This window comes from Priestia sp. P1_B12_1 (assembly GCF_056406695.1).
This window is the reverse complement of sequence record NZ_JBFTZR010000006.1, coordinates 222,711-249,439: the sequence shown is the minus strand read 5'-3', so window position 1 is coordinate 249,439 and position 26,729 is coordinate 222,711. Positions and strand designations below refer to the sequence as shown.

The 26,729-nt window shown below is 37.6% G+C and carries 23 protein-coding genes and 1 pseudogene; 6 read left to right on the top strand and 18 right to left on the bottom strand.

The features are described from left to right. The first annotated feature begins 115 nt into the window (after nt 1-115). From corA to AC1D0Y_RS20395, 3 genes are all read left to right on the top strand, one after another. Nucleotides 116-1,078, top strand: coding sequence for a magnesium/cobalt transporter CorA (corA, locus tag AC1D0Y_RS20405; protein WP_098248195.1), 963 nt, complete (start codon nt 116-118; stop codon nt 1,076-1,078). Between the two features lie 444 nt (nt 1,079-1,522). After that, on the top strand, nt 1,523-2,800 hold the full coding sequence (locus tag AC1D0Y_RS20400) for a polyamine aminopropyltransferase (protein ID WP_060746876.1): 1,278 nt from the start codon (nt 1,523-1,525) through the stop codon (nt 2,798-2,800). An 83-nt stretch (nt 2,801-2,883) separates the two neighbouring features. Beyond that, complete coding sequence (locus AC1D0Y_RS20395) at nt 2,884-3,618, top strand: polysaccharide deacetylase family protein (protein ID WP_051421103.1); 735 nt, start codon at nt 2,884-2,886, stop codon at nt 3,616-3,618. Between the two features lie 28 nt (nt 3,619-3,646). On the opposite strand, the gene AC1D0Y_RS20390 is transcribed toward AC1D0Y_RS20395, so the two are convergent. The 7 genes from AC1D0Y_RS20390 to AC1D0Y_RS20360 form a co-directional block, all read right to left on the bottom strand. Next, entirely contained in the window at nt 3,647-4,318 is a 672-nt protein-coding gene (locus tag AC1D0Y_RS20390) for a DUF421 domain-containing protein (protein ID WP_013057585.1), read from the bottom strand. A gap of 115 nt (nt 4,319-4,433) precedes the next feature. Then, complete coding sequence (locus tag AC1D0Y_RS20385; protein ID WP_060746877.1) at nt 4,434-5,195, bottom strand: M15 family metallopeptidase; 762 nt, start codon at nt 5,193-5,195, stop codon at nt 4,434-4,436. 160 nt (nt 5,196-5,355) lie between these two features. Beyond that, complete coding sequence (locus tag AC1D0Y_RS20380; protein ID WP_060746878.1) at nt 5,356-6,423, bottom strand: TolB family protein; 1,068 nt, start codon at nt 6,421-6,423, stop codon at nt 5,356-5,358. A 25-nt stretch (nt 6,424-6,448) separates the two neighbouring features. Then, nucleotides 6,449-7,918 carry a sensor histidine kinase gene (locus AC1D0Y_RS20375; protein ID WP_060746879.1) on the bottom strand — a complete coding sequence of 490 codons (1,470 nt, stop codon included), beginning with the start codon at nt 7,916-7,918 and terminating at the stop codon, nt 6,449-6,451. Beyond that, nucleotides 7,915-8,607: a response regulator transcription factor gene (locus AC1D0Y_RS20370; protein WP_060746916.1), complete on the bottom strand. Its 693-nt coding sequence runs from the start codon at nt 8,605-8,607 to the stop codon at nt 7,915-7,917. Before AC1D0Y_RS20370 ends, AC1D0Y_RS20375 begins: the two co-directional genes overlap by 4 nt. A gap of 130 nt (nt 8,608-8,737) precedes the next feature. Beyond that, nucleotides 8,738-10,252, bottom strand: a complete 1,515-nt coding sequence (locus AC1D0Y_RS20365; RefSeq protein WP_235593614.1) for an FAD-dependent monooxygenase — start codon at nt 10,250-10,252, stop codon at nt 8,738-8,740. 35 nt (nt 10,253-10,287) lie between these two features. Further along, on the bottom strand, nt 10,288-11,463 hold the full coding sequence (locus tag AC1D0Y_RS20360; protein ID WP_060746881.1) for a YhgE/Pip domain-containing protein: 1,176 nt from the start codon (nt 11,461-11,463) through the stop codon (nt 10,288-10,290). 198 nt (nt 11,464-11,661) lie between these two features. Between AC1D0Y_RS20360 and AC1D0Y_RS20355 the strand changes: the two genes are divergently transcribed. Beyond that, nucleotides 11,662-12,270 (top strand): TetR/AcrR family transcriptional regulator, encoded by a 609-nt coding sequence (locus AC1D0Y_RS20355; protein ID WP_060746882.1) that lies wholly within the window; start codon nt 11,662-11,664, stop codon nt 12,268-12,270. Nucleotides 12,271-12,311: 41 nt separating this feature from the next. Here AC1D0Y_RS20355 and odhB read toward each other — a convergent pair whose 3' ends face one another. The 6 genes and pseudogenes from odhB to AC1D0Y_RS20325 form a co-directional block, all read right to left on the bottom strand. After that, nucleotides 12,312-13,607, bottom strand: coding sequence for a 2-oxoglutarate dehydrogenase complex dihydrolipoyllysine-residue succinyltransferase (gene odhB / locus AC1D0Y_RS20350; protein ID WP_060746883.1), 1,296 nt, complete (start codon nt 13,605-13,607; stop codon nt 12,312-12,314). Nucleotides 13,608-13,623: 16 nt separating this feature from the next. Continuing rightward, nucleotides 13,624-16,485: a 2-oxoglutarate dehydrogenase E1 component gene (gene sucA / locus AC1D0Y_RS20345; protein WP_060746884.1), complete on the bottom strand. Its 2,862-nt coding sequence runs from the start codon at nt 16,483-16,485 to the stop codon at nt 13,624-13,626. Nucleotides 16,486-16,848: 363 nt separating this feature from the next. Further along, nucleotides 16,849-17,436 (bottom strand): PadR family transcriptional regulator, encoded by a 588-nt coding sequence (locus AC1D0Y_RS20340; protein ID WP_477707874.1) that lies wholly within the window; start codon nt 17,434-17,436, stop codon nt 16,849-16,851. Between the two features lie 66 nt (nt 17,437-17,502). Continuing rightward, nucleotides 17,503-19,046: pseudogene (locus AC1D0Y_RS20335) on the bottom strand (MDR family MFS transporter). Nucleotides 19,047-19,184: 138 nt separating this feature from the next. Then, nucleotides 19,185-19,631, bottom strand: coding sequence for an OsmC family protein (locus AC1D0Y_RS20330; protein ID WP_060746886.1), 447 nt, complete (start codon nt 19,629-19,631; stop codon nt 19,185-19,187). A gap of 121 nt (nt 19,632-19,752) precedes the next feature. Further along, nucleotides 19,753-20,649 (bottom strand): NAD-dependent epimerase/dehydratase family protein, encoded by an 897-nt coding sequence (locus AC1D0Y_RS20325; protein ID WP_028412863.1) that lies wholly within the window; start codon nt 20,647-20,649, stop codon nt 19,753-19,755. A 165-nt stretch (nt 20,650-20,814) separates the two neighbouring features. Between AC1D0Y_RS20325 and AC1D0Y_RS20320 the strand changes: the two genes are divergently transcribed. Further along, nucleotides 20,815-22,035: a DUF418 domain-containing protein gene (locus AC1D0Y_RS20320; protein WP_477707873.1), complete on the top strand. Its 1,221-nt coding sequence runs from the start codon at nt 20,815-20,817 to the stop codon at nt 22,033-22,035. A 41-nt stretch (nt 22,036-22,076) separates the two neighbouring features. On the opposite strand, the gene AC1D0Y_RS20315 is transcribed toward AC1D0Y_RS20320, so the two are convergent. From AC1D0Y_RS20315 to AC1D0Y_RS20305, 3 genes are all read right to left on the bottom strand, one after another. Then, on the bottom strand, nt 22,077-22,535 hold the full coding sequence (locus tag AC1D0Y_RS20315; protein WP_060746888.1) for a hypothetical protein: 459 nt from the start codon (nt 22,533-22,535) through the stop codon (nt 22,077-22,079). Nucleotides 22,536-22,854: 319 nt separating this feature from the next. Further along, entirely contained in the window at nt 22,855-23,145 is a 291-nt protein-coding gene (locus AC1D0Y_RS20310; protein ID WP_013057601.1) for a hypothetical protein, read from the bottom strand. 93 nt (nt 23,146-23,238) lie between these two features. Next, a complete protein-coding gene (locus AC1D0Y_RS20305; RefSeq protein ID WP_013057602.1) occupies nt 23,239-23,727 on the bottom strand; it encodes a GyrI-like domain-containing protein in 489 nt (162 codons plus the stop codon). Nucleotides 23,728-23,948: 221 nt separating this feature from the next. Here AC1D0Y_RS20305 and AC1D0Y_RS20300 point away from each other — a divergent pair, with 221 nt between their 5' ends. Then, a complete protein-coding gene (locus tag AC1D0Y_RS20300) occupies nt 23,949-24,236 on the top strand; it encodes a hypothetical protein (RefSeq protein ID WP_028409073.1) in 288 nt (95 codons plus the stop codon). Nucleotides 24,237-24,265: 29 nt separating this feature from the next. On the opposite strand, the gene AC1D0Y_RS20295 is transcribed toward AC1D0Y_RS20300, so the two are convergent. Further along, nucleotides 24,266-25,363, bottom strand: coding sequence for an acyltransferase (locus AC1D0Y_RS20295; RefSeq protein ID WP_060746889.1), 1,098 nt, complete (start codon nt 25,361-25,363; stop codon nt 24,266-24,268). A 217-nt stretch (nt 25,364-25,580) separates the two neighbouring features. After that, nucleotides 25,581-26,489: a hypothetical protein gene (locus tag AC1D0Y_RS20290; protein WP_334036453.1), complete on the bottom strand. Its 909-nt coding sequence runs from the start codon at nt 26,487-26,489 to the stop codon at nt 25,581-25,583. Between the last annotated feature and the right edge of the window lie 240 nt (nt 26,490-26,729).

The window sequence follows — 26,729 nt, the reverse complement described above, 5'->3', positions numbered from 1 at the left end:
TCACCCTTACTAGTTTTATAAAAAGAGAAAAAAGAAAATTATTTTTTTAAATACGTGCAATTTATGATTTTATGCTACATTGAAAATAGCTATAAAAACACAAAGGAGTTTTCAAATGATACGAACGTTAGCTCTTACGAACGATGACAAACTTGTGAAACATATACAATTAGATCAGATTCACGATCCCTCTATTCAGTACTATTGGATTGACTTTAACTGCCCTTCTGAAGAAGAAGCGCTGCTGCTTCAATCATCTTTTCACTTTCATCCGTTAGCGATTGAAGATTGCTTTCATTTTCTGCAGCGTCCAAAACTCGATTATTATGAAGGATACAGTTTTTTTGTCCTTCATTCGTTAAATCGTCAAACGTTAGAAGCTGAAGAAGTTGACCTTTTTATCGGCGAAAATTACATCGTTACTTTTCATTTTCACCCGTCAGCTGCAATTGATAAAGTATGGGAAAAGTTGCTTCATACACCTTCGATTCAAGAAAAAGGGATAAGCTATCTTGCGTATTCTGTGATGGATAAAGTGGTAGATGAATATTTCCCCACTGTATATCAGATTGAAGATGAGCTGAATGATATAGAAAACATAGATGCAAAAAAATCCATCTCTGTTTTAATGGAAGATGTATTCAAACTTCGAAGTGATTTGCTAAAAATCAGAAGAACCATTTTGCCTATGCGCGATTTATTGTACCGTGTTATAAATTCTGAACGCCTAGATGTTCATCCTGAACAAAAAAGGTATTTTAAAGATGTCTATGACCACTTATTAAAATTAGCCGATATGATTGAATCAAATCGGGAAATGACGTCTGATATGCGCGATAATTATCTTTCTCTTAATTCAAACCGGATGAATTCAATCATGATGACACTGACTGTTATTTCATCTATCTTTATTCCCCTTACCTTTATCGTTGGCGTATACGGAATGAATTTTAAAAATATGCCTGAGCTAAAGTGGCACTATGGCTATTTCTTTGTGCTTGGCTTCATGGGACTGATAACACTTGGATTAATTCTATGGTTCAAGCGAAAAGGCTGGTTTAATACTGATAAAGAGTAGAAAGATTGAGACATAACGAAATCAATCAAATGTAAAGACGAACAAATTGGATAAGTGAGCTAGTGCAGTCAATTTCCACGCAAGACTTCGCTTTACGTGGGGTGCTGGTGAGCCTCCTCTTCGCTTACGCTCCTGCGGGGTCTCACCAGTTCCGCTTTTCCCGCAGGAGTCTTCGCTTTGCCTCTAATTAACAGTTATTACATACGGTAAATCTACGTTCGCCATCACAATGAAAAAATCCGAACGAGTTGAATTCTCTATTAAGAATCTCGATTGACTGTTCGGATCTTCCTTCAGCGAAAATACGTCTGTCCCAGCTTCTTTTCTATAGGAAGATAACTAGTTATTTCCCGAAAATATCCACAAAATAACGTGCTTACGTTTCCTTTTTTGAAAAAGTTTCATAAGATAGTGAAAATAATGCTCAAAAAGGAGGCTGAAGTAGTGGATATTAAAGGCAAACACTTGCTAATGGATGCGTTCGAATGCGATGAAGTGATATTAAACGACCCCTCACTCTTAAGGAGAATTCTTGTTAAAGCTACACTTGATGCAGAGATGGAAGTTTTGCACTGTTATTTTCACCAGTTTACGCCCCAAGGCATTACAGGCATTCTCGTATTAGCTACCTCTCACTTGTCTATTCATACGTGGCCGGAGGAAAATTACGCTTCATTAGATTTTTATACGTGCGGAGACAAAGAAATAATTGAAATTGGTTATGCGTTGCTGAAGCAATTAGCTTCAAAAAAAGCTGTTGTGTATTCGCTTTCTCGCGGAATTCAACACGCCGAAACTTCAACAAAAAATTGTCAGCATGCTGAAAGCACTCGTCTTCTCAATCGTGGAGATGACTCAGATCACGTTAGTCTACAGCAGATTTTATCAGGCCAGCATGACATTTTGTTTCATCAAAAAAATCGTATTCAAGATATTCAGCTGATCAAAGCATCTGATATTCGAATGTATTTGGATGAACAGCTGCAATTTAGTTCATTGGATGAACATGCGTACCATGAAGCTCTTGTACACCCTATCTTTGCAGCTTCCTTAAATCCTCGCCGTATTCTTATTCTGGGAGGAGGAGATGGTTTAGCTTTACGAGAAGTTCTTAAATATAAAGAAGTTAAAGAAATAGAACTTGTAGAAATAGATGCTGACGTTGTAAATGCTGCCATGAATGTAGAAGAATTAAAGAAGTTAAATCAACGCTCATTTGAAGATTCTCGTGTCACCGTTCATATTCAAGATGCTGTTGACTACCTCTCTTTGAATTCAGCGTGTTATGATATTATCATTATCGATTTTCCTGATCCTACTAACAAAAAAATAAGTGCTCTTTATACAAAAGAATTTTACGCACTTCTCCAACGTTCACTATCGCACAGCGGCTTGGTCGTGTGTCAGTCAAATTCTCCCAGAGACACACCTATCGTTTTTTGGAGCATTAATAAGACGATGAAAGCTTCTCAGTTTTATACGTTGAGCTACCACACCATTATTCCTTCTTTTGGAGATTGGGGTTTTCACATCGGTTCGAAAACACCTTTGTCTGCCCCTATACTCTCTACTGATGTTTCATCTACTACGCTTCCATCAGACTTTACTAAGCTAATGCGTTTTTCTCCCCATTCTCTTTCTAAGAAACAGTTTGCAGTTGTGAACACTGCTGAGCATTTGGTTCTGCATAAAATATTTAAAAAAGAAGGCTTATATTTGTAAAAAAGAAAGCTTTGCTTATACATTCCTTTTGTTTTGACATACTAAAACAGTCTCGTTACCACTGTGCAACAGAAAGGATTGTTATGAGAAAAATTTCGGTTTTTGTTATCTTAGTGCTAACTGTTATTTTCCCTTCCCCCGCTTTTAGCCAAGTGAAAGTGCCTGTCTTGATTTACCATTCTATTGATGCCTACACAGGCCACGGGGAAAAAGAACTGTATGTGACGCCTGAAAATTTTGAGAAACAACTTCTTTATCTTAAAAAGCAAGGATATACGCCGCTAACATTTGAAAAATGGCAGGAAGTAAAGCGTGTGAAAAAACCTATATTTATTACATTTGACGATGGTTATAAAAATAATCTTACTATCTTGCCTATTTTTCAAAGAGCAGCCAGCCCTCAATTTCATCCAGCGGCTACAATTTTTGTGATTTCAGATTTTATCGGCCGTCCCAACCGTTTGTCGCCAGCGGATTTAAAAAAATTTGTTGATTCAGGATTTTTTTCTATTCAGTCTCATACCGCTACTCATCCGGATTTAACTAAGACGAAAAATTTATCCTATGAGCTAGCTGATTCAAAACGAAAAATTGAAGCCATTACGAGCCAGCCCGTTATTGCTCTCGCTTACCCCTATGGCAAGGTTAATAGCCGCGTAGTGGAAGAAACAAAAAAGAATTATACATTTGGTCTTTCAACAATTCCAAAATTTTTCACTGAGAGCGGACAAAAGGATGAAAACTATCTTATTCCCCGTCTGTACGTCACCTATTCTACAACGATTGAAGATTTTGCTAAGCTATTAAAAGAAAGCTAAAAACCCTTTCCTTAAAAGGAAAGGGTTTTTAGAATTTTGTTATTTCTAGTCCTCGCTCTTGCTGCCATTCAGCATAAAAAACTTCGCTGTATTTTTTAATTTTCTTGATTGCAAGCTGTTTTTTTAACCATTTTTCATCTACGTTTGCTTCTTTCAAATTACCAGGCACTACTTTTCCATCCATGATTAACGCAATAGGTAAATTGGTTTGAGAATAAGGGATGTTTAAATCATTTTTCGTCGGAGGGCCGAATTCGTGTTTAGGAGCGACGCTCACCTCTCCATTTGTTTCTAAAATGACATATTCTGCTTCATACAGTGAAAAATACCCTTGCTGTCTCATTAGATGCTGAAGCTGATTTAAGTCCAAGTTGTTTTTCTTAAGCTCTTTATAAAGGATTTTCCCTTTATAAATAATCATTGAAGGCTTTCCTTCAAGAATTCCTCTAAACCCTGTAAAGGTTTGAGATAGCTTCGTCACTGCATAGATCAGAAGCCCCCAAATCAAAACGCTGTAAAGAATTTCAGTTAACTCTACTCCTTTTTCAAGAGCCGCATCCCCCACAATATTTCCCAGGACAAGCGTGGTAATAAAGTCAAACGGAGTGATTTGAGCAAACTGCGTCTTACCTAAAAGCTTCAGCATAATAAATAGCGCTAAAAATCCACATATCAGTTCAATCGCAATATCTTTATACATTGATACCCTTCCTCTATAGCAAGCATGTTATAGTATCAGTTTGTATCATATGTGAGAGTGATAAACCTGACTTTTCATTTTTCTTTCCTTTGTTCTCCAGTTATAGAACTTTTGATTAAGCTTTTTTCTTACTTGCATAGGTTTCTAACGTTGCATATTGATTAAAGATGGATGCGGCTGCTTTTTTCCCTACATATCTAAGGTGCCATGGTTCGTATTTATAGCCGGTAACCTGCTCTTCACCTTCAGGGTATCGAATAATGAATCCGTATTGATAGGCATTTTTTGAAAGCCAATGAGCCTCTGGTGTATCAGCGAAGCAGTCTGCTGCAGCACACATTCCACTTCCTCCCGTGACATCGATTGCTAGTCCCGTTTCGTGTTCACTTGTTCCAGGGTAGGCGCTATATGTGCGTGCTTGTTCTTCACCGTCTCGCTTTGCATAAAATGCAAAAAGCTCTTTTTGACGCTCGTGAGATCGATAACCGGATACACCAAGTAAGCTGATTCCCTCTTTTTCAGCATCTCGGAAAAGTTCTTCAAGCGCTTGTGCCGCAGGTTTTCTAAGCATTCGTTTATCTATTTTTTCGTTAAAGATAAACGGAACGTCGGCATAGACTAAATCAGAAGGCTGATAGGATTCAGGAAGCTGATGTATTTTATTAACTAAAGCCGTAACCGATTCTGGATTGGCTATTACCACTGTTTCGTCTACATTAGATTTCGTTAAAGATGAAGAAGCTGATGAGCTTTCTAGTTTTTGAGGCTGTCCATTTTTTGTGAATTCTCTGGCAGGCTTTGATGAAGAATTGCTTGTGCCGCACCCTGCTATCATCAGCGTAAAAGCTAAAGAACAAATAAATAAAAAGTATTTCATGATGTCTTACTCCTTTCAAACGGCTTTTGATGTACTACAAAAGCCTATAAAGAAAGGATAAAATATAAATGTTTCTGTCTGTTATTCAGTTGTTTCAAACTTGTAAACACTCTAAAAAAAATGAAGATGTAAAAAAATAGAAATAGACTGCCTAAGCAGTCTATTTCAAAAAGATAATATACGTATGAACTTGATTTTGCGTAAAGCTCGATGCAACTAGTTTATGTCCTGATTGACTCCAAGCAAGCTGATCAGCGGCATAGTCCAAATTTACGTTTAAGTGTGTAACATCTCCTGTTAATCCATCTGCTATGAATATCCCTTTATCTCCCTCTTTTTCAGAAATAAAGTTATAGGCTAATTTCGAACCGTCGGGAGACCAGCTTACGCCAAAAATTTGAGTGGACAAAGCAAGCTGAAAGGCCTCTGATCCTTTTAAATCTGTGATAGACAGTGTTCTCGTTTGGGCATCTTTTTGCTGCACGAGCGCTAATTGTTTTCCGTTTGGAGACGGGATAATAGAAACCACATTATCTCGGATTTTTTCAGGATCCGTCTGTTCGTTATGAAGAAAAAAAAGCTGGTTGTTTACACCAATATAATAAATGCCACCTATTCCTTTAACTGCATCTAAGATTCGATCGTCTCTGTGCAACAGAGGTTTTGCTTCTCCTTTTACATTTGCTTTAGAAAGCTTTCCTTCCATTGTAATAAACATTACTTCTGAGTTATTAAGCCACTCTCCGCTTGATGGATAGAGAAGAACATTCTTTATTTTAACCGTTTTTTTTGTTTGAAGGTTCATTATATAACCAAATGTATCTTCGCCTTTTGCTACTTTATAAAAAAGATATTCACCATTCGGAGAAAGCTTCGCCGCATGTTGAATTTCATTGCTTGGATGCAACACAAAAGTAGACTTGTTTTTTAGATTATAAGTAGCTAAATTTTGTGCATATACCTCTTTGGGACCGAAATCGTGCGAACGAAATTGTTTATTTTCTTTACTAACAATCATTGTGTTTTCATTTAAAAATTGAAACGCCCTTACGCCGTTAATATCCTGAACGTCTTTCACTTCTACTTTTCCATCTTTATCTACTTGGTCCAATACAGTAATTTTCTTGTCGGGTTTTTCAACGGTTTCTCTATGGCTTTCTTCTTGTCCGCATGATGTTAAAATAAGAAAAGTGCTTGCTATACATATCATTAATCTATACCGTTTCAATAACGGTTCACTCCTTTTAGCTAACTCATTTCTCTTTTTTCAAAGGAAACGAAACTTTGAAAATCGTCCATTTAGAGTCAGAATGATGCAGCTTGATAACACCTTTTTGTTTTTCAGTTAAATCTTTGGCTAATGCTAAGCCAAGACCTGTACCTCCGGATAAACGCGACCGATCTTTATTTACGGTGAAAAATGGTTGAAATAATTTCTCTTCTGCTTCGGGTGGAATTCCTATTCCGGTGTTAGCTACATCCACAATAATAGAATTTTCTAAAGTGTAAGACGCTACTTCCACTCTTCCGCCTGGTTCATTATATTTAATAGCATTGTCAATTAAATTGATAAAAATGTGTATTAAGCTTTCACGATCAGCCCAAACAACTGCTTCTTTGATATTTGTATGAAGAGTCAAATCAAATTTAGCTGCTTTTCCTTTCATACGACCGCATATGTCTTCTAGAAGCCGCTTCAATTCAACTTGCTCTGGCCGCTGCTCGAAATCATATTTCTCAAGTGCTGACAGCTTTAAGATTTTATCTACCATTTCATGAAGGCGATTCGTTTCTTTACGAATATTCTGCACACCGTCTTCCATAAGCTGAGGATCATCTCGATACATATCAAGTAAGTCAACATAAGCTTTGATCGATGTTAAAGGCGTCTTAAATTCGTGGCTGATGTTACCGATAAACTGCTTTTGCTGCTGTTCAAGAGACTGCAGTTTCGAAATAGCAAACTCAAGCTTTCTTTTTTCTTCATTCATTTGATCGATATTTTTTTCAATCGACGTACTCATAAAAAACAAGCCTTGACTAAGCTCTCCAAGTTCATCGCGTCGTTTGAACGGCACATAAGTTAAATAATGGCCTTTTCGAATCTGCTGTGAAGTTTTTTGAAGCGTAGCGATGAGCGAAGCAATGCGGTAAAAATAAGCGTAGCCAATTAAAAAAGCTGCTGCTGCTGCAATCGTTCCTCCCATACGAAATAAGTGCCTAATGTCAGCTATAAACTGCTGATTGTTTTTTAGGGAATGGTCAAAACGAATGGCTCCAATAAATTGATTATCGATTGACACAGGTGCGAAGTAAATAAGGGAAGAACCTGAAATTTGATAGGCTATTTTTCCTTTCAAAGCATAGCTAAGCGTATCAGAAACATCCACATCTTTTTGGCCGATGGGAATAGAGCTTCCTGCTTCCTGTCCTTTTTGATTATATAGGACTGTTTGCATTCCGCTTTGTGATGCAATGGAAGATGCAAGGCGCTGTCCTTTTTGCTGAAGAAAAGAATCTGTATTCAGAGACGGGTCACCGGTTACATAACTTTGATGAATCGTCTGCTCGGCTGCTTTGCTTTTTTGAATAAGTTCACTTTCTAGCTGATCACGCTGATTTGTCTCAATTCCTTTTAACACAAGTACGCTCAGTACGGTTACTGTTAAAATAATTAAAAAAGCCAGAACGAGCCCCATCTTAGCTTTTAGGCTGATTTTCATTCATTGATCCCTGCTGTCGCTTTATATCCAACCCCGTATACCGTTTGAAGCAAATAAGGTTCTGCTTCTCCTACTTTTTTTCGAAGGCGCTGCATGTGAATGTCTACCGTACGTGTACCGCCTGCATAATCCATTCCCCAGACAAGATCTAGTAAATCTTCTCGTGTGTACACTCTCTCTAAATTGGCAAGTAATAAAGCAATAAGATCAAACTCCTTTGGTGTAAGCTTAACTAACTCATTGGCAACATGTAACGTGCGCTGAATTAAGTTCACCTTCACTTTTCCCACCGTGATTTCCCCCACAGCTTCAGGAACTTCATTTTTTTCTATTCGCCGAACAAGTGCTTTAGCTCTAGCTACAAGTTCTCTTACGTCAAACGGCTTGGTCATATAATCATCTGCGCCTAACTCTAAGCCTAGAACTTTATCGACAATATCGTTTTTAACCGTTAACAAGATAATACCCATTCCTCTTCGATTCTCAAGTTTTCGGCATACTTCATAGCCGGTTAATTTTGGCATCATCACATCTAATATCATCACGTCAGGTCGAAAGCTTTTTACTTTTTCAAGTGCTTCTTCACCGTCAGATGCTGTGTCTACAATATATCCTTCGCGCTTGAAAGCATAGGATACCGCTGTAGCAATACTTTTTTCATCATCAACTACTAAAATCTTTTTATTCAATGTATCACGTACTTTCATTTGATATTTCTATTCGTCTATCTTATCAAACAGCTTTCCCAAAAACATCTCCAAGTTGTTTCGAAATTGTAAACAAAAATAAAAACACCATATAAGATGGCGTTTTTTAGATCTAATATTCATTTGTAAAAGGAAGGATTTTATGCGTATTCAAATATTGATGAAGCAGATCTATACGCTGCTCGCTGCTAATAAAACCAATGTATCCATCCGGTCTAATAACGTATAGAGCATCTTTTTGAAGCCCTGCTTTCTTCAAGTAAGGGTTCCAAGAAAACTCGTGCAAGGAGAAATCCTTTTCTTGCATGCTCTTTTTTAGCTTCTCTTCTGCTGTGCCATAGACATGTATTTGCCAGTTTAAAGACTGTAAAGATTCAAAATTCCGTTCTACATAAGGTAATCGATCACCACTTTGCACATTCGTCCCTTGCCCGCTGCTTAGGTCACTATTTCGATACTTAATGCGGATTTGAGATAAAATCGTAAATGCTTTGTGACGGGGATAAGGGAAACGAAATAAAAAGGATAGTACAGGTGGAAAGATATGCTTTCTAAAAAATTGACTCGTTTTATCTCTTGCCACCATTCGCTTAAAAGCGCGATCAGTTGTATTTACAAGCAGCTCTGCAAAAGGCAACCTTTCTTCTTCGTATGTATCTAATATGGAAAGTGCCGCTTTTCGTTGAAGGACAGCTGCTAATTTCCATGAAAGGTTGATTGCATCTCCAATTCCTGTGTTCATTCCTTGCCCGCCTGCAGGACTATGAATATGGGCTGCATCTCCACTTAGAAAAATACGTCCCTGTCGGAAACGACTTGCTACTCTGTGATGGATATGATATGTCGAAAACCAATTTATACCCTCAACCTGAGTACCAAATGTTCGTTGAATAAAAGCGTGAATGTTTTCAGCTTTTACATCGTTTTGACCCCCAAAAGCTGAAGGAATAATGCCGATCATTCGATACGTTCCTTTACTTCTAACAGGCATACAAATCAAAAATTCTTCATTGCTAAATGAAATACTGATTTTTTGATCCTTCATCACTTCACCAGAGCCGTAAACATCCATCACATAAAAATGCTGTTTATATTTTTCTCCTTTAAACTCTATATTCATTTGCTTGCGAACTGTACTGTGCGCTCCGTCACATCCACAAATATACTTAAAATAAGCGGTTTCCTCTTGCTGGGTTTTTAATAAAGTTTTTACCCCTTCTCCGTGTTCAGCTAGAGATAGTAACTCCGTCTTCCATTCTACTTCAATTCCAAGATTTTTTAATTTTTCAAGCAGAAAGCGCTCGTGGTCGTCCTGTGGAAATGTAAGAACAAAAGGAAAAGGACTTAATCCTTCTCCTAAAGACCCTAGATGAACTTTTGCTTTTATTTTATTCTTTACTCGGACGTATACATCTTCCATCTTAATCCCGCGGTCTATGACTTCATCTGCAAAACCGAACTGCTGATAAAATTCAAGCGTTCGCGGTAAAATAGCCATTGCCCGGGAGGCTTGCCCAGGCCCGTCGCTTTTATCAATAATTCGAAAAGGAATGTTATGTCTGGCTAAATTGTAGGCCATAACGAGGCCAGTAGGGCCGGCACCAACGATTAGGATTTGTGGATTCATCATCATCTCTCCTTTTCATTCAGTTACAGTATCTTTTATATGGAGCGAGACTTCTCTTTTTTCACAGAAGATGCAGGTAAAGCAGAAGCAAACAGAGCACACAAACTTATTAAAGAGATAAGAGCTAGAGCGGATACAGAACGATTCCATGTCAGATGTTCTCCAAAGAAAAATAATTCTCTTACGCCATCTACCATAAATCTCATTGGCAGCCATGGATAAATCCACTCTCTATAAAAATCAGGCATAATTTCTGGGGCCATTGAAAGTAAAGGTGCGCCAAAAAATAGAATAATAACGAAAATTGGAAGTCCCTTTAGTCCTAGCCATGAAAGTACGGCTGATATCAAGGTGAAAAAGCTGAAGTAAGCAATAGCTAAGAATAGTGCCGTATCCAAAAATGAAGGAACGCTTATTCCAACTACTTCAGCAAGCCACACTAGCCCGAAACCAGCAGCTAAAGCAAGTATAGCCCCGATGACTATGAACCCTACTTGGTTAACGAGTTTCTCTTTACGAGAAGAAAACGTGATTTTTTGGATGCTGAGGAAGACCATTGCGGCACCGGCTATACTCGCCATCCACAGCGGCTGAAATAATGAAACGGGGGCATTTCCGTTGACACTATGAGTCCCTGTTTCGTTTACGTTTATCACTGTCTTTTGAATTGGTGCAGCGAGTGCTAATGCTTGGCTTGCACTTAGTTGCGTTCCGTTTTGTTCAAATCTTTTCACTAGCTGCAAGCGCATATCTTCATTCATCTTATCGACTGTCCCGTTTAGCACCTGACTTGCTAGTGTTGAAGCAGCTGTATTCATTCCTTGATTCACTAATAATCTAATAGCAGGTGCATCAGGCTTAGCCGTCTGAAGAGTCGCCTGTTTTTTTGTGAAATCTTTTGGAATGATAAGCGCCCCGTAGTATTGTTGATTATTTAACCCTTTTTCAACTTCTTTAGTATTTGAGACAAAGATCCATTTAACCGAAGACTGTTCGGTACTTGCCCCTTTCGTATTTTGTTCGATTTGATTCCCTATATTTACATTACCCTTTGCTGGAACTGTCATTCCTTCGTCAGCATTTACGAATGCGATTGGCAAATTCTTAGGTGCTGAGCTTGCCGAAGGAATTAAGGTTAGAATAAAGATAAAAATAACAGCTACTACTACAATTGGTGAAAAATATATAAGCTTTTGATTCCCTAATTTCATATAGATCTCTCCTTTTTGTTTAAAGGATATACACGTTAACGAAAAGATAATGTACATGATGTTGATTAGTGATCACTATGTAAATTATAATGAATTTACCTGTATTCTCAATATGCAATAATAGCGGGAATGTCGATTACTTAACACAAAGCATATAACTGTTCATTATTAAAGAAAAAAGTAGGTGTTTTAAAAGCTGTGGGGAATTCAAAAACAGATCGCAGAATTATTCGAACGAAAAGATTTATCCGAGATGCTTTGACAGAATTAATGGAAGAGAAAGGGTTTGAAGGCGTAACGGTCAGGGATTTGACGAAAAAAGCGGATATTAATCGCGGAACTTTTTATTTACACTACCAAGATAAATACGACTTGCTTGAAAAAAGCGAAAATGAAGTCATTCAAGAGATAAAAGAATTTATCAAAAAGGCAAATCCCAATGAGATTGTGTCTGCTAATTTAAAAGAACAGCCTTTGCCGTTTATTATTACACTTTTTGAATATATTCAAGAAAATGCACGTTTTATGCAGGTTATGCTTGGTCCAAAAGGCAACCCTGGCTTTCATCTTAAAATTAAAGAAGTTATGAAAACCAATATGCTGGAAAAATTAGAGCTCATTGATAATAAAACGCCTCCGCTTGTTCCACTTGAACATTTAATGTCTTACGTAACGTCAGCGCATCTTGGAGTTATTCAGCACTGGTTAGAACAAGGTATGAAGCAATCACCGCGAGAAATGGCCCTGACACTCTCTAGCATGACGTTTTTGGGTCCTGCTTATGTCGCAGGCATTAAGCGAACATAAAAGAACCTGCTATTCTCCGAGAGAATAGCAGGTTCTTTTTATCAACCTTCTAGTAATAAAGATTCTGGATCTTCTAATAGTTCTTTAACAGTAGCTAGGAAGCTTACAGCTTCTTTGCCGTCAACGATACGGTGATCGTAAGAAAGTGCAATGTACATCATCGGACGATTTTCGATACGCTCTTCATCAATTGCTACCGGACGAAGCTGAACTTTGTGCATTCCTAAAATACCAACTTGAGGCCCATTTAAAATTGGTGTAGACATTAATGAACCGAATACGCCGCCGTTTGTAATTGTGAACGTTCCACCTTGTAAATCTTTTAATGCTAATTTGTTGTCGCGCGCTTTTTTCGCTAAATCAACGATAGATCCTTCAATACCAGCGAATGTTTTGCGGTCAGCATCACGTACAACTGGAACAACAAGACCGTCTGGAGCTGACACAGCAATACCGATATCATAGAATTTTTTAATTAATAACTCGTTTCCTTGAATTTCAGCATTTAATAATGGATACTTTTTAAGTGCTGCTACTACTGCTTTTGTAAAGAACGACATAAAGCCAAGTCTTACGTCGTGCTGTTCAAAGAATTTGTCTTTGCGTCGTTTGCGAAGAGCCATAACAGCAGTCATGTCTACTTCGTTAAACGTTGTTAGCATAGCCGCTGTTTGCTGAACTTCAACAAGACGTTTGGCAATTGTTTGACGACGACGTGACATACGTTCGCGTTCAACAGGTTTATCGCTATTTTCACTTGCCGCTGGAGACGGAGATACCGGGTTAGCTGGCTTACTTGCTTGCGCCTGCTGCTTTTGCTCATTTGATTTTTGGTCTGCATACGAATCAATATCATGTTTGCGCACACGGCCAAGAGGATCAGTAGTTGGCACTTGATCTAGCTTAATTCCGCGTTCTCTTGCTGCTTTTCGAGCTGCAGGAGAAGCAATTAGCCATTGTTTTTGATTTCCTTGCTGAGGCGCTTCAGCTGCTGGCGCTACTTCTTCAACAGTTTTTTGCTGAGCTGGAGCCGCTTCTTGCTTTGGTGCTTCCTCTGCTGGTTTTTCTTCAGCTTTTGGTGCTGCTGGTGCTGAAGCTCCTTCTTTCGCTTCAAGACGTGCAATTGTTTCACCAACTTGCACTGTATCACCTTCGCCAGCAAGAAGTTCCGTTAGTATACCAGAGTCTTCAGCTGTAATTTCAACGTTAACTTTATCTGTTTCAAGTTCAACGATATAATCGCCTTTTTCAACGAAATCTCCTACTTGTTTTAGCCACTGTGCAACTGTTCCTTCAGAAATTGATTCTGCTAATTCCGGTACTTTAATCTCTCCCATGGTTCATTCCCCTTCCTTATCGTGTAACAACGTCGTTAGCAATTTCATTTTTAGTTAATGCATCTTGTAAAATACGTTCTTGTTCTTGTCTGTGAACTGTTGGATCTCCTTCAGCTGGACTTGAGCGTCTTGTGCGGCCGATGTAGTCAACCGTAGCTCCTTCTGGTGCTACTTCACGCAGTCGATCTTCTACATAGTTCCATGCGCCCATGTTTTCCGGCTCTTCTTGTAACCAGACAATCTCTTTTAAATTTTTATAGCGAGCAAAGATTTCAGCAATTACGCGTCTTGGGAACGGATAAATTTGTTCTAGACGAAGGACGTGTAGCCAATCTTTATCATCTTCTGCTTTGTTTAAGCGTTCCGTTAATTCACTGCTGATTTTTCCGCTGCACAGAACGATTCGTTCAACTGCATCTTCTTTTTTACCTAATCCAGGCTGTTCTACTACTAAGCGGAAAGAGCCTTTTGTAAACTCTTCAAGGTTTGACACACTAAAAGCATTACGAAGCAAACTTTTTGGTGTCATAACTACTAGCGGTCTTACTTCTTCGCGCTGTAAAATGGCAGCTTGTCGTCGAAGTAAGTGGAAGTATTGTGCAGCGCTTGTTACGTTTGCGATTGTCCAGTTGTTTTCACCAGCTAGCTGTAAATAACGTTCTAGACGAGCGCTTGAGTGTTCTGGTCCTTGACCTTCATGGCCGTGTGGCAGCAATAAGACCATTCCAGATTTTTGTCCCCACTTAGCACGGCCTGCAGCAATAAACTGGTCAATAATAACTTGACCTGCATTGGCAAAATCACCGAACTGTGCTTCCCAAAGAACAAGCGTTTCAGGAGCAAATACATTATAGCCGTATTCAAATCCAAGAACGGATCCTTCTGATAATGGACTGTTACGAATATCAAAGGAAGCGCTTACGTTCTTCATTGCGTGTAGTGGTGAGTAAACATCCCCTGTCTTATGATCATGAAGAACAAGATGTCTATGTGCAAACGTACCACGTTCAGAATCCTGGCCTGTAATACGAATTGGCGTGCCGTCTCTTAAAATCGTAGCGAATGCAAATGCCTCACCCAATGACCAATCTACGCTTTCATTTTCTTCAAACGCTTTGGCACGTTTAGATAAGATGCGATCAAGTTTTGGAAATACGTTAAATCCTTCAGGGTATTTCACTAGCTCTTGATTCACTTCAAACAGCTCTTCTTTTGTAACAGATGTATCAATATCTGAAATTCCTTTGAAGACTGCTTGTGGCATTTCCATAATTCTATGTTGCTTTTCAGCTTTTGGCGGTACTTTCTCATAAGCTGCTTTTAACTTCGCTTGTAACTCTTCATTAATTTGATCTGCTTGGCCGCTTTGAATCACGTTTTGTTCTTCAAGCTGCTTTGCATACATAGCACGAACCGTTGGACGTTTTGTCACAATTTCATACATCTTCGGCTGCGTTACAGACGGTTCATCCATTTCATTGTGGCCAAATCGACGGTATCCAATTAAATCAATCAAGAAATCTTTGTTAAAACGTCTGCGATACTCATAAGCAAAGTAAGCAGCAGCTAGACAGGCTTCCGGATCATCCGCATTTACGTGAACAATTGGAATTTCAAATCCTTTTGCTAAATCACTTGCATATTTCGTTGAACGAGAATCGACGCTTTCTGTTGTAAATCCAATCATGTTGTTAGCAATAATGTGGATTGTTCCACCTGTTTGATAACCAGTCAATTGATTTAAGTTCAGCGTTTCTTGTACTATACCTTCACCAGGGAACGCAGCATCTCCGTGAATTAAAATCGCGAACGATTTTTTTACATCTTGTGTTGGGTATCCATTCACATCACGCTCATCTTGAGCTGCTCTTGTAAACCCTTCCACAACCGGATTAACAAACTCCAAGTGACTAGGGTTGCTAGCCAATGTCAAACGAGCTCGAACTGTGTTCTCTGCTTTAATTTGTTTGTCGGCACCCAGGTGATATTTTACGTCTCCCGTCCAGCCGTAGTTGATACCGATTGAACCTTCTGAAGGAACTAATTCCTTGTTAGGTGCATGCTGGAATTCTGCAAAAATCATTTCATAAGGCTTGCCTAATACGTGTGCTAATACATTTAAGCGTCCACGGTGAGCCATACCGATATTAACCGTTTTTGGGCTTGTTTCCACTGAGCGTGCAATCAGTTCATCTACAAGTGGAATTAACATATCTACGCCTTCAATAGAAAAGCGTTTTTGTCCGACAAATGTACGGTGTAAAAATTGTTCAAAGCCTTCTACTTCTGTTAAACGCTTTAATACAGAAGTTCTTTTCTCATTTGAAAGAGGTTGGAAAATAGCACCTGACTCGACCATATCAGTCAGCCACTTATTCTCTTCCATGTTATGTACGTGATGGAATTCAAACGCAATGGTTTTTGTGTAGACATCTGTTAAATAGTTAATTGCATCTAAACCATTTTTGACGTGTGATGGCGCATTCGTACATAAAATATCAACCGGAATTGATTTTAAATCTTCTTGCGTTAAATTGTAATCTTCCAAGTGAAGCAAGACAGGATCTTTCTTCTCGCTTTCAAGAGGCTTAATTGATGCGTATAGATGACCATAAGCACGGATGTTTTCCGCTAGCTTAATAGCCGATGCAATTTTAGATGTGTTAGCTGAAGGTGCAGCCTGTGCGTATTCAGCTTGCTGAACCTGCTCACTTTCGTTTAATGGAGGAGCACCCCAATAATCAAATAATTCTTTTAACTCTGGATCTACTAGATCTGACTGCTCTTCATATAACTCATACTGTTCTAATACATAGCCATAGTTCGGACCCAAAAATCCTTGCCAAGGCTCCCCTCTATTCGACGTTTCGTTACCCATGATAAAACCCCCAACGAGTTATAATAATTGTCGTACTCAACAATCTTTCCATTTTGAATGTCGATTACCTTATCGTCTGACATCTTTACAACGAGTGATAAATCTCACTGCGTGTGTATCTGATATCTGCTTATATTTTACCACTCTTTTACTCGTCAATCAAAATGAAATCGCTATATTTCTTTAATTTTTTTTACTTTTTTAATAGTCTTACTACTTTTTGAAAGCGTTTTATAAGTAAAGCTGATTAAAGGTCGAATCAAGTGTTAATTAATTGTTATTGACCTAGCTTTTGGCAAAATTAAATTGCTTGAAATATATTTTATGACTATTAAAAAAAAGAAGCAGCGTTTTGCTTCTTTTTTAAAACTCATCTACGATTTTTTCAACGTCTTCAAAATAACCATCATCTACTTCTGTAAGCTTGCTGCTTTTCGCCGCTTCGAGTAAATGAGTGAACCAAGTTAGTTCTACTTTCAAATGCATAATCGTGCGCATAATGATCGACAGATTTGCAATGGAATGATCCACCTTTTTAACTTGGTACAAATTTTGCATTTTTTCTAAATAAGCTGCCGTTTCCTCAATCTTTTTTTCTAGAGCAGAAGCCACTTTTTCTTGATCGATGTAAGAAGTAAATGAAAGCGCAGCATAAACTGGTCTATGCATATGCTCTTTTTTTAACAGCTGTTCAAAATAAAGGCGCTCGAATTCTTCTTTTCCTGCATCCGTGATAGAATAAACGGTCTTTTCAGGTCTGTTCGTCTCTCGAATCACATCGACTACTTTCACCAACTTATCTTTTTCGAGCGTATCAAAAGCGTAATATAAAGAACCGCTTGCAAGTTTAATATAGTGCTTCATTTGTCTTTCATTAATGGTTTGCTGAATTTCATAAGGGTGCTTATTTCCTTCCATTAATAAGCCCAGTATGACTAATTTAACACTCATAACATCTTTCACCTCTTGACATGCATCTTATTTAGTAAAAAAAGCACGAACATCTTCGCGCTTTTTCTATTTTTGAGCTGCAGGTTCCTTTGCTTCTACCCGCTTTTTAGGGGGAACTTCCACTCGTTCATTTCCCATTAAAAAGACAGTAATGATAGCTACTGCAATTGGAATAAGAGCAAGCATAAATGCATACGTGATCGATGTAGACATAGCATCAACAATCTTATCTAATATTTGAGGCGGAATGCTGTTTCGGGCACTTGATTGAAAAACTGCACTCGGATCTCCTATTTGAGAAAATGCTCCTTGTGATCCATTCCCCATACCTTGAAAATTGCGCTGCAGCTCATTTGTAAATGTATTGCTTTGAATCGTTCCAAAAATCGTAACTCCCAGCGTCATTCCTAAAGAACGCGCAAATGAGTTCGTTGAGTTGGCAGAACCTCTAAACTGTGGATCCAGCTTATGCGTTGACGAAGTTGGTAAAAGAGAAAAGCTAAATCCTACGCCAAACCCAGTCAAAATCATGAATACCGTCAGCATCCAACGAGGTGTATCAGGTTCCATTGTTCCTAATAAAAACATTCCCACTGCAAATGAAAAAACGGACATAATCATTAAGTTTCGAAAGCTTGTTTTTGTTAGAAAAATCCCGCCGATAGCACTTCCTGCTACCGAGCCTAACATCATCGGAGTTAAAATTAAACCTGCATTTGTAGCAGAACCTCCATAGACAGCTTGAACGAAAATAGGAATAAATACCGTTAAAATAATAAATGTTGCTCCGTATAAGAAAGCGAGAATTTGTGATGTTGCAAATAAACGGCGCTTGAACATCCAAAATGAAATAATCGGCTCTTGCGCGCGTTTTTCCACAAAAAAGAAGAGTGATAGCGCCACAGCAAAGATAGCAAAAAGAGATAAAATTTGCGGAGAAGACCAATCGTACTCTTTCCCTCCAAGTTCAAGAGCAAACATTAAACTAACTACTGAAATTACAAGAGTGGCTGCACCAGCCCAGTCAATTTTTTGTTTTTTATGACTTTTTGATTCTTTATAAAAGCGCACAATAAAAAATAACGATAAAAGTCCAATCGGCACGTTCACATAAAATACCCAGTGCCAGCTGATGTATTCCGTAATGTATGCACCAAGAAGCGGACCAAAAACGCTTGCTGAGCCAAAAACGGCACCTAATAATCCTGTCATTTTCCCGCGTTTCTCGGGAGGGAAAATATCAAATACAATGGTAAAAGCAATCGGAAGAAGCGCTCCTCCTCCAATTCCTTGAATCGCCCGGTAAATACTTAGCTGCACAATGCTTTGCGCTAGGCCACACAATGCAGAGCCAAGTAAAAATACCGTCAATCCAAAAATAAAAAACGTTTACGGCCGTACATATCGGATAGTTTACCAAATATCGGCATACCCGCCATCACGGCAACCATATAGGCAGACGTCACCCAAACAAACTTATCTAACCCGCCTAGATCAGAAATGATTTTCCCCATAGCAGTCGCTACGATGGTATTATCCATGGCTGACATAAAAATACCGAGCAGCAATCCTGCTACGATAAAACGAATATTTTTTTCTGATGAAACCATTTCAGTTCCTCCTTTCGCGTCATCTTTTTGATGAACAAAAATGATAGCTACTTAAATTATTATATTCAAATTTGAGTATTTTACAATCTTAAATGTGCTTTTTGTAGAAATAAACATAAGAAAAGCGTAATGGGTCCATTACGCTTTTACTGTGAGCTGAGGCTCTAATTCAATCTCAACATTTCCTTGAATGGCTCTTGAAATCATACAGGATGTTTCTGCTTTTTTTATAAGTCGATTGATTTTTTCTTCTTGGGCCGCAAATTCAGGTGTGACGATCACGTGAGGTTTATGAATGATTTTTTCGTACGTAAACACACCATTCGTTACGTCCACGATAGCTTCTGATTCCATCGTTAAAGCCTCCTGATGGATTCCACTTCTTTCTAGCATCGCTGCAAGCGTGATAATGTAGCAAGTGGCTGCTGCTCCTAGCAGCATTTCATCTGGATTTGTCCCGGCTCCTGGCCCGTCCATTTCTGGTGGAATAGAAATGTTTGTTTTTAATTGCCCTGCTTCAATTGTTCCCACTTCATTTCGGCCTCCTGGCCAATTTGCTTGCAAATGAAAGTGATGTTTTGCCATAGTGTATCCTTCTTTCTTCTATATAATGATGTATACTTAGCGTACCTTTTTTGCCCATAAAATAAAAATGTTCTGCTTGTAACAGCAAAAAGACTGCTAAACGTGCAGTCTTTGTTGTTCTCTAACTTAAAGGTACTTTCTTTTCGCTTTCAACGACAGTTTTGATTAATGAAGGCAGCCAGTCCTGCAGGTTCGTAAATGAATATCCCCAAAAGCTAGCTTTTTCATTGCTCATCGTCCAAGAATGATCTACTCCGTACGGAGAACTATTTTCATCCGTTAAACGAGAGGTTGTTCTTGCTGTTTTATCCGCTGCTTGTTCAATATATGAAAATAAATTTTTGAGTGAAATGGTACCATTTGAACAAGCGTTAATCGGCCCTTTTAGCTTCTGTTCTGCACACCAAACTAAAAATTCACCTGCTTCTTCCTGTGAAATGAAGTTCATTTCTGCTTCAATAGCCGGTACACCAATTTCTTCTCCATGCATAATTTTTTCTATGTGAAAACGCAAGCGGTCCGTATAATCATCTTTTCCCATAACAATTGGAAAACGGACAGCTGTTACCGAAAACGGTGCTTTTTGAAAGAATACTGCCTCGGCTTGGCGTTTTCCTTCTTGATAGGAAATATTTTCACGGCGTGTATATGAAATAGGATACTTGTATGGATCAAAATCTTCTTCATAACACGTTTTTTCTAAAGAACCATATACTGAAAGAGTCGAGGTAAGTACATAGTGACTCGTACTATGACGAAAAGCTTCAACAGCAACAGCTGCGCCGTGTGAAGAATAGCATATTTGATCGAAGATAACATCCCATTTTCTTCCTCTTGTTGTTTCGATTACAGAATCTTTTTCTACACGATCAAGAAAAATTCGCTCAACTCGGTCGCCGAAATCATCCGGTGTTTTACCTCGCGTTGCTAACGTAACCTGTACTCCTTTAGAAAGCAATGTCTGAACTAAATTTTTTCCGAAAAAACGCGTTCCACCTAACACAAGTGCTGTTTTCATCTTTTTCTCCACCTTTCATATTTGATATGGGTGACCATACCATTATTATCCAACTTTTTCATCCATAAAGCTATGAATCTTTCCGCTTATTTTTTTGTACTTCCACCTATTTTTTCGCCACTGCCGTGTTAAGATGTACATATCTAACCAAAAGGAGCGACAGCGATGAATCCTTCTCCACTTCCCCTTAACGAACGTCTTGTTATTCTTGATATTATTCGGGGCATTGCTTTGCTGGGCATTTTTTTAGTGAATATACCGGCTTTTACTTCTCCGATATTTATTTTTCAGCTGTACAATGTTTCTTATAAGTATGAAGGAATAGATGCTTATATTGATTTATTCTTGCAGCTGTTTGTCCAAGGGAAGTTTTTTACCATCTTTTCTTTTTTGTTTGGACTTGGATGCGGAATTTTTTTGCATAGAGCTGAAGAAAAGCAGTACTTTGCCGCTGCTTTATGGTCAAGAAGAATGGCTGCTTTGCTATTAATCGGGCTTTTTCATCTTGTCTTTTTCTGGTATGGAGACATTTTGCATGTGTATGCTATTGGCGGTCTTTTATTATTCTTTTTTTACAATCGAAAAGCTAAGACGATTTTGCTGTGGGCAATAGGCTTGCTATGCTTTTTTTATCTTTTGGCTTGTATGCAGTTTTTTACTCCAGCACACGTCTTGCAGGAGGCTCAGTGGGAGTATAAAGCTTTACATGAACATGTCTTAACCCAATATTTATCCACCTACAGGCAAGCAGACTATTTATCTTGGCTGTTTTATCGTTTGAATGTTGAAGTGGTGCCTATGCTATTAAATCTACCGTTTTCTATCTTTCCCGTATTTTCTATGTTTTTATTTGGCTTATATACCGCTAAAAAAGGATTAGTACATAATATCGAACAAAACCGTTCTTTTGTTAAGAAAATTCAGTCAATAACAGGCGCAGCGGGTTTTACTTTAACTATGATTCTTGCTATCTTAAAACTAGAAATTTTAAAATATGGACTCTATCAGCAGGCGGCCATTCACCTTTTTACAAGTTTGAGCGGCATTTTTCTATGTTTTTTTTATCTTACCACCTTACTGTTATTCCTGCAATTTTCTCCTTACGCTTCGATGCTGGGTCTTTTTAAGTATAGTGGAACAATGGCATTAACAACTTACCTTAGCCAAACTTTAATTTGCCTGTGGATGGTTCGATCCTTTGGTTTATACGGAACTCTTACCTTAACAGAAAGCACGATTATTTGTCTCATTATATATACACTCCAGCTTTTTTGTAACAAGTGGTGGCTTTATTATTTCTATTACGGTCCGTGTGAATGGTTATGGCGGAGCTTTACATACCGATCTTTCCCGCCTCTTAGGCGGAATAGAAAAGCTTCAGCTTAACAGCAAATCGGCCTTCAAGTTTGAAAGCCGATTTGTCTCCTTTACTGCAAAGGCGGTATGGTTATTCGTTTAATTCCATTTGTTTCAAACTCTCGTATATACTCCATTTCTCGATGGAAAATTTGCATAAAAACTTCATTTTTTATTTCTTTAATGGGTCCTATTTGTTCTATCACATCTCGTTTAGCCATGCGATAGGCTAGCGCTTCCCAAAACACTTCGTTATCGTATTCTCCAATAATATCTTGAAGAGAATCTTCATGTTCTTCTGTAAACATAACCTCATTATTTAGCGTGTGAAAAGGTCCTTTTTCAAGGAAATGCTCTGCATGAGAAAACATTTGTTTTTCTACATCCGTATATTCTTGTGCATGCTCATCTTCCACTCCAGAACATGCTGTGACCATCCAGTTACCTAAATAAATTAAATCAAGCAGTTGGAAAAAATGCGTTTCAGATAGTTGAAGTTCAATATCGTTTTTTACAGGAGCTTTTGACATAAGCGCGGATCTCTCCTTTAATTTTGAGGGTAGTTGCTACTAAATAAAATAGCTAAAAGGGTTAGTATGCAGGCTAGCAGGAAAACTGAAGAAATGGCTTCACCTCTTTTCTGTAGTGTAAAAATAGAGGTACTGACATCCAAAGAAGTGAATACGAAGGGTGTAAACTTATCATAATCGAAATAAAGACAAGATACAAGACTTTTTTACTAAATTTTCTGACTGTTTTCGTCATAAATACCTATTTTTGTTTATACTAGAAAGGTCCGAACATTGCATGCGGAGCTGCCCAAAATAAAAAAGCGCTGAACCAGGCGCTTTAACGGTGTAAAAAAATAGATAAACCAATAAAAAAAGCAGCTAAAATAAAATCAAAAATCCATTGCCACTTCTCACGTTTTAACAATACGTGCTCTACTCCTGATAACAGCGAACTTATACTAACCAAAACAAAAATAAAGCTTAATTGGTTAAACGAAAATTTAGTGACAAAATTTGATACAAGTATGACTGCTACGGTGATGAACAGTGCCATTTGACTTATAAGTACCCATTTAATTCTCTGTTTATATCCGTCTTTTAAAGCTTGTAATAAATCGTTGCTGATCACTCTCGCTAAACCCCTTTTGTATTCCTATCGTCAAAAGTAAGAACGCAGCAAAAAACGCTTCTCTGCATCTTAACTACTTAGCAAAACTAGCTATTAAATTGAAACATAAATATCGACTTGACTGTATTCAGGATCAATACAGCGTTCATCATATAATTCAAAATCTATTTTATAGGCACGATGATTTTTTTTAGCCCACTCGCGAATATAAGCCCAAGCCTCTACGACTACCTGTCTAGCTGGCCCAACAGCTGTTGTAAACACCATGTATTCACCTTCTGGGATGATGAACTCTCTCATATCATCTTTCAGTTCGCCGCCGGGTAAAACTTCATATCCGAGAGCAAATGTAAAATCCATTTTTTGATTATATTCAAATTCTGTATAAAGAGCAAATGTATTACCATTTACTTTATTGGCGATTTTATTAGCTAACTGTTGTTTATAAAAAGTCTGCCAGTGCTCGGGAATAAGACCTGTGCCCGTTTCTTCCACAGGTTCATCTGTTCGAATAGGCACTCCTACAACAGTAAATTCATTTACCTTGACTACTTTTTGACTTACAACTAAGTCAGTCAACATATTGAGCCCCCTTAATTCTTCTTTTTCTGTAGTTACAATGAGGGAAATACTTCTTAATATGCATTTTATTTGTATTGAAAGAAAACGTCAACCTTTTATGCAAATCCCTTAACGAAGGGGCTGAAGATCATTCTTCTAAGCTATAAAAAAACGATTCTATTTTCCTTGTACACATCATACGTATAAGATACCCCTAATTTACAATAGAGTGAGGTAAAAAAATGAAGATCATTGAACTTGCCGAATTCATTAAAACAAGTAAAAAAACAACTAAACTTGCTCTTTCCTCTTCTACAGTACAGTATACATTAGAAACAGATGATTTGAAAATTGAATTAAAAACAGGCGGCACGAATAAGCGAATCGTGTTTTTTCGCATCTTCTTAAAAGGAACATACAAGGATTGGATTTGTTATCACCGGAACGAACATCATATTTACGAATTGTATCAAAATATTTCTTTATCCCCTCAACTGCAAAAGCAGCTTTTGTACGCTATTGCATCATAAAAAGAGCCGGCTTAGTTAGCCAGCTCTTTTTATTTATGCTGTAGCTTTGTAAATGAATGTTTGTGCGGCTTCACATGTAATTTTCCCTTTGTCCATTGAATCCCTCTATATAAATAGTACGAGCACCAAAAAACTACTGGAACGATAAGTACGTAGGCAACGACACTATTTGTAAAGAAAGAAGAATCTATAGAACGAAGCAATCGATAGGTCTCATTTAATATACATATATGCACTACATAAATGCCAACTGAATTTTTCCCAACCTTTGAAAAGAATGAGTTTTTGCCAAGACTTGGACTGCTCAATACGAATAAAAACAATGATGCCGATAAAAAAATTGTGGAAATAAAATAGTCTCCGGGCTTGCTGTGCTGGATATTAACCAACCAGTAGCGCTCGACGATCTCTAACGCTGAAAACACAAAAAAGCTGGCTAAATAAATCATTGGCCTTACGTTTAATACTGACAGAATTTGCTTGCCATAAAGGGCAAACATAGCTCCTAATACTGTATAGAACAAACCAAAGAACAGGGCATCTCTCGTTTGAAAAGAAAGTGGAAAAAATAAAGAATAAGACTGCCCAAATAACCCAGTTACATATAATACGGTGCTGATAAACATTAATAAGCCAATCTTTTTCCATCGTTGAAATAAGAAAACGATGACAACAGCCCAAATTAATGCAATCAAGTACCAAAGCTGAAATCCGCTTGTGTCACTTCCGTAATAAAAAATATCTTTGAATGTGATGGATGATGTTAAATAATCAGCTACTGCACCTTTTCGTTCTGCTAATGTTCCGTGGTTTTGAAATAAGCGCAGAACTACACCAAACAATAAATAAAAGATGAACCAACATGCATAAAGCTTGGAAATATTCCACGTGTATTTTTTTAAGTATGCAGAAGGCTTTGGATGCTTTTGAATTTTATTCATAAACAAATAACCTGATACAATAAAGAAAAAAGGAACCGCGAATCGTGCAAATGTGTCAACAATGACATCTAGCACATTTTCCTGGTTCCCTAAAAAGAAATCGTCATGTGATGGATTAACATGAATACAAACCACAAACACTGTAGCAAAAAACTTAATAAAATCAATTGAATAATTACGTTCCATCTTGTTGTCAGCTCCTTAAAATAAACTCGAGCTCTATTTTAGCATAATTATCCAAACAGAAAAGAGATTTTGGTAAAATTAACCTTATAGTCATGGGAAAAATTTCTTAACTTCCAATATTCTAGACTTGTTTACTTGTATGATGTCTTTCAATATTCCAAATAAATAATTCTAAAGAACTACAAAATAAAAAAACAGATTACGCGTAACCTGTTTTTTAAATTAACATTTTCCATGCAAACTTATTATCTTGTTTAATATTGACTTCTTTTTCATGCAAAGCCTGCACATGCTGTTTAATTTGTTTGAGAAACAGCATTACTTCCCCGCTTGATACGGCAGCTGAGTTGAGAGATAACGAATGTTTTTTAGCAATTTTTAATTCCTCGGTTTCCACTGAAATACTCACGTGGCGAAATAAGTGCCAAGGGTAGTAAACTGTTTTAAAAGATTTTGAGAAATAAATTCCTTTAGAACAAACGGTAATCCCCTCGGTTTTTTGAAGAGGATATGTATTTAAATGAGCTACAATTTTTTCTTTAGCAGGTAAATAGAGCCTGTTTCGCATCTCTTTTTCAACTTCTTCACATAGCTGTCCTTCTACCGACAACACATCTTTTGGATCAGGGGTTTGATGAATTTGAAAAGATGAACAAATAGAAGTTAATTCTTTTGAGGATACACACGGATATATATAGTCTTGACACATATATTCATGGGAATGAGTGCGAATAAATTTCTTGATTTTTTTTAATAGAGATACTAGCTTTCTAGCTGAGTAATCGTTTTGATTGACTTGAAATTTCTCCACGTCATTAAAACAAATCATTTCTTCTTTTCGAATGGTAATGGATTGAATGTTAGCGAACTCTTCCCATAATATTTTTCCTTTTTTCATCCCTCTGCTTTTCCAGTAAATCCCCTTATTTGTAAAGCAAATTCCCCTTTTATCTAGGCCTGCTATAAAAGAGCTGTGTAAATACGCGATAATTTTTTCTTGAGGCTGAAACTGAAAGTATTTGCTAGCCATTTTTTTGTAGAAACTAGGTATTTGCAGTACATAAAATTGACTTTCTCTATAGATTAAGCATAAGTCAGTCAAATAATTAGTTTTCAGCGTCGCCACGCTCTCACTTCCTTTTTGAGTGTAAATAACCGTACCCATTTTTTTCTATTACTTTATAAACGTTTTTTAATGAAAAAAGTTTCAACTTTTTTTGTTTTTTATAAAAAAGCTTTAAATTGAATCATTTCTTTCATCTAGGGAGTTGCCTAATTATTCACTTATTCAATAATCTTATTTTAAACGTTCCCTACTTAATTAAGAAACTAAACCAGATAATAGCAATGCTTACCTGCTTTATCC

Bases quoted from the DNA above. Each gene is read 5' to 3' on its own strand.
- AC1D0Y_RS20360 (WP_060746881.1), bottom strand. From the start codon at position 11,463: ATGAAATTAGGGAATCAAAAGCTTATATATTTTTCACCAATTGTAGTA.
- AC1D0Y_RS20395 (WP_051421103.1), top strand. From the start codon at position 2,884: ATGAGAAAAATTTCGGTTTTTGTTATCTTAGTGCTAACTGTTATTTTC.
- AC1D0Y_RS20300 (WP_028409073.1), top strand. From the start codon at position 23,949: ATGAAGATCATTGAACTTGCCGAATTCATTAAAACAAGTAAAAAAACA.
- odhB (WP_060746883.1), bottom strand. From the start codon at position 13,607: ATGGGAGAGATTAAAGTACCGGAATTAGCAGAATCAATTTCTGAAGGA.
- AC1D0Y_RS20330 (WP_060746886.1), bottom strand. From the start codon at position 19,631: ATGGCAAAACATCACTTTCATTTGCAAGCAAATTGGCCAGGAGGCCGA.
- AC1D0Y_RS20320 (WP_477707873.1), top strand. From the start codon at position 20,815: ATGAATCCTTCTCCACTTCCCCTTAACGAACGTCTTGTTATTCTTGAT.
- corA (WP_098248195.1), top strand. From the start codon at position 116: ATGATACGAACGTTAGCTCTTACGAACGATGACAAACTTGTGAAACAT.
- AC1D0Y_RS20375 (WP_060746879.1), bottom strand. From the start codon at position 7,918: ATGAAAATCAGCCTAAAAGCTAAGATGGGGCTCGTTCTGGCTTTTTTA.
- AC1D0Y_RS20305 (WP_013057602.1), bottom strand. From the start codon at position 23,727: ATGTTGACTGACTTAGTTGTAAGTCAAAAAGTAGTCAAGGTAAATGAA.
- AC1D0Y_RS20340 (WP_477707874.1), bottom strand. From the start codon at position 17,436: ATGAGTGTTAAATTAGTCATACTGGGCTTATTAATGGAAGGAAATAAG.
- AC1D0Y_RS20295 (WP_060746889.1), bottom strand. From the start codon at position 25,363: ATGGAACGTAATTATTCAATTGATTTTATTAAGTTTTTTGCTACAGTG.
- AC1D0Y_RS20365 (WP_235593614.1), bottom strand. From the start codon at position 10,252: ATGAATCCACAAATCCTAATCGTTGGTGCCGGCCCTACTGGCCTCGTT.
- AC1D0Y_RS20390 (WP_013057585.1), bottom strand. From the start codon at position 4,318: ATGTATAAAGATATTGCGATTGAACTGATATGTGGATTTTTAGCGCTA.
- sucA (WP_060746884.1), bottom strand. From the start codon at position 16,485: ATGGGTAACGAAACGTCGAATAGAGGGGAGCCTTGGCAAGGATTTTTG.
- AC1D0Y_RS20325 (WP_028412863.1), bottom strand. From the start codon at position 20,649: ATGAAAACAGCACTTGTGTTAGGTGGAACGCGTTTTTTCGGAAAAAAT.
- AC1D0Y_RS20385 (WP_060746877.1), bottom strand. From the start codon at position 5,195: ATGAAATACTTTTTATTTATTTGTTCTTTAGCTTTTACGCTGATGATA.
- AC1D0Y_RS20315 (WP_060746888.1), bottom strand. From the start codon at position 22,535: ATGTCAAAAGCTCCTGTAAAAAACGATATTGAACTTCAACTATCTGAA.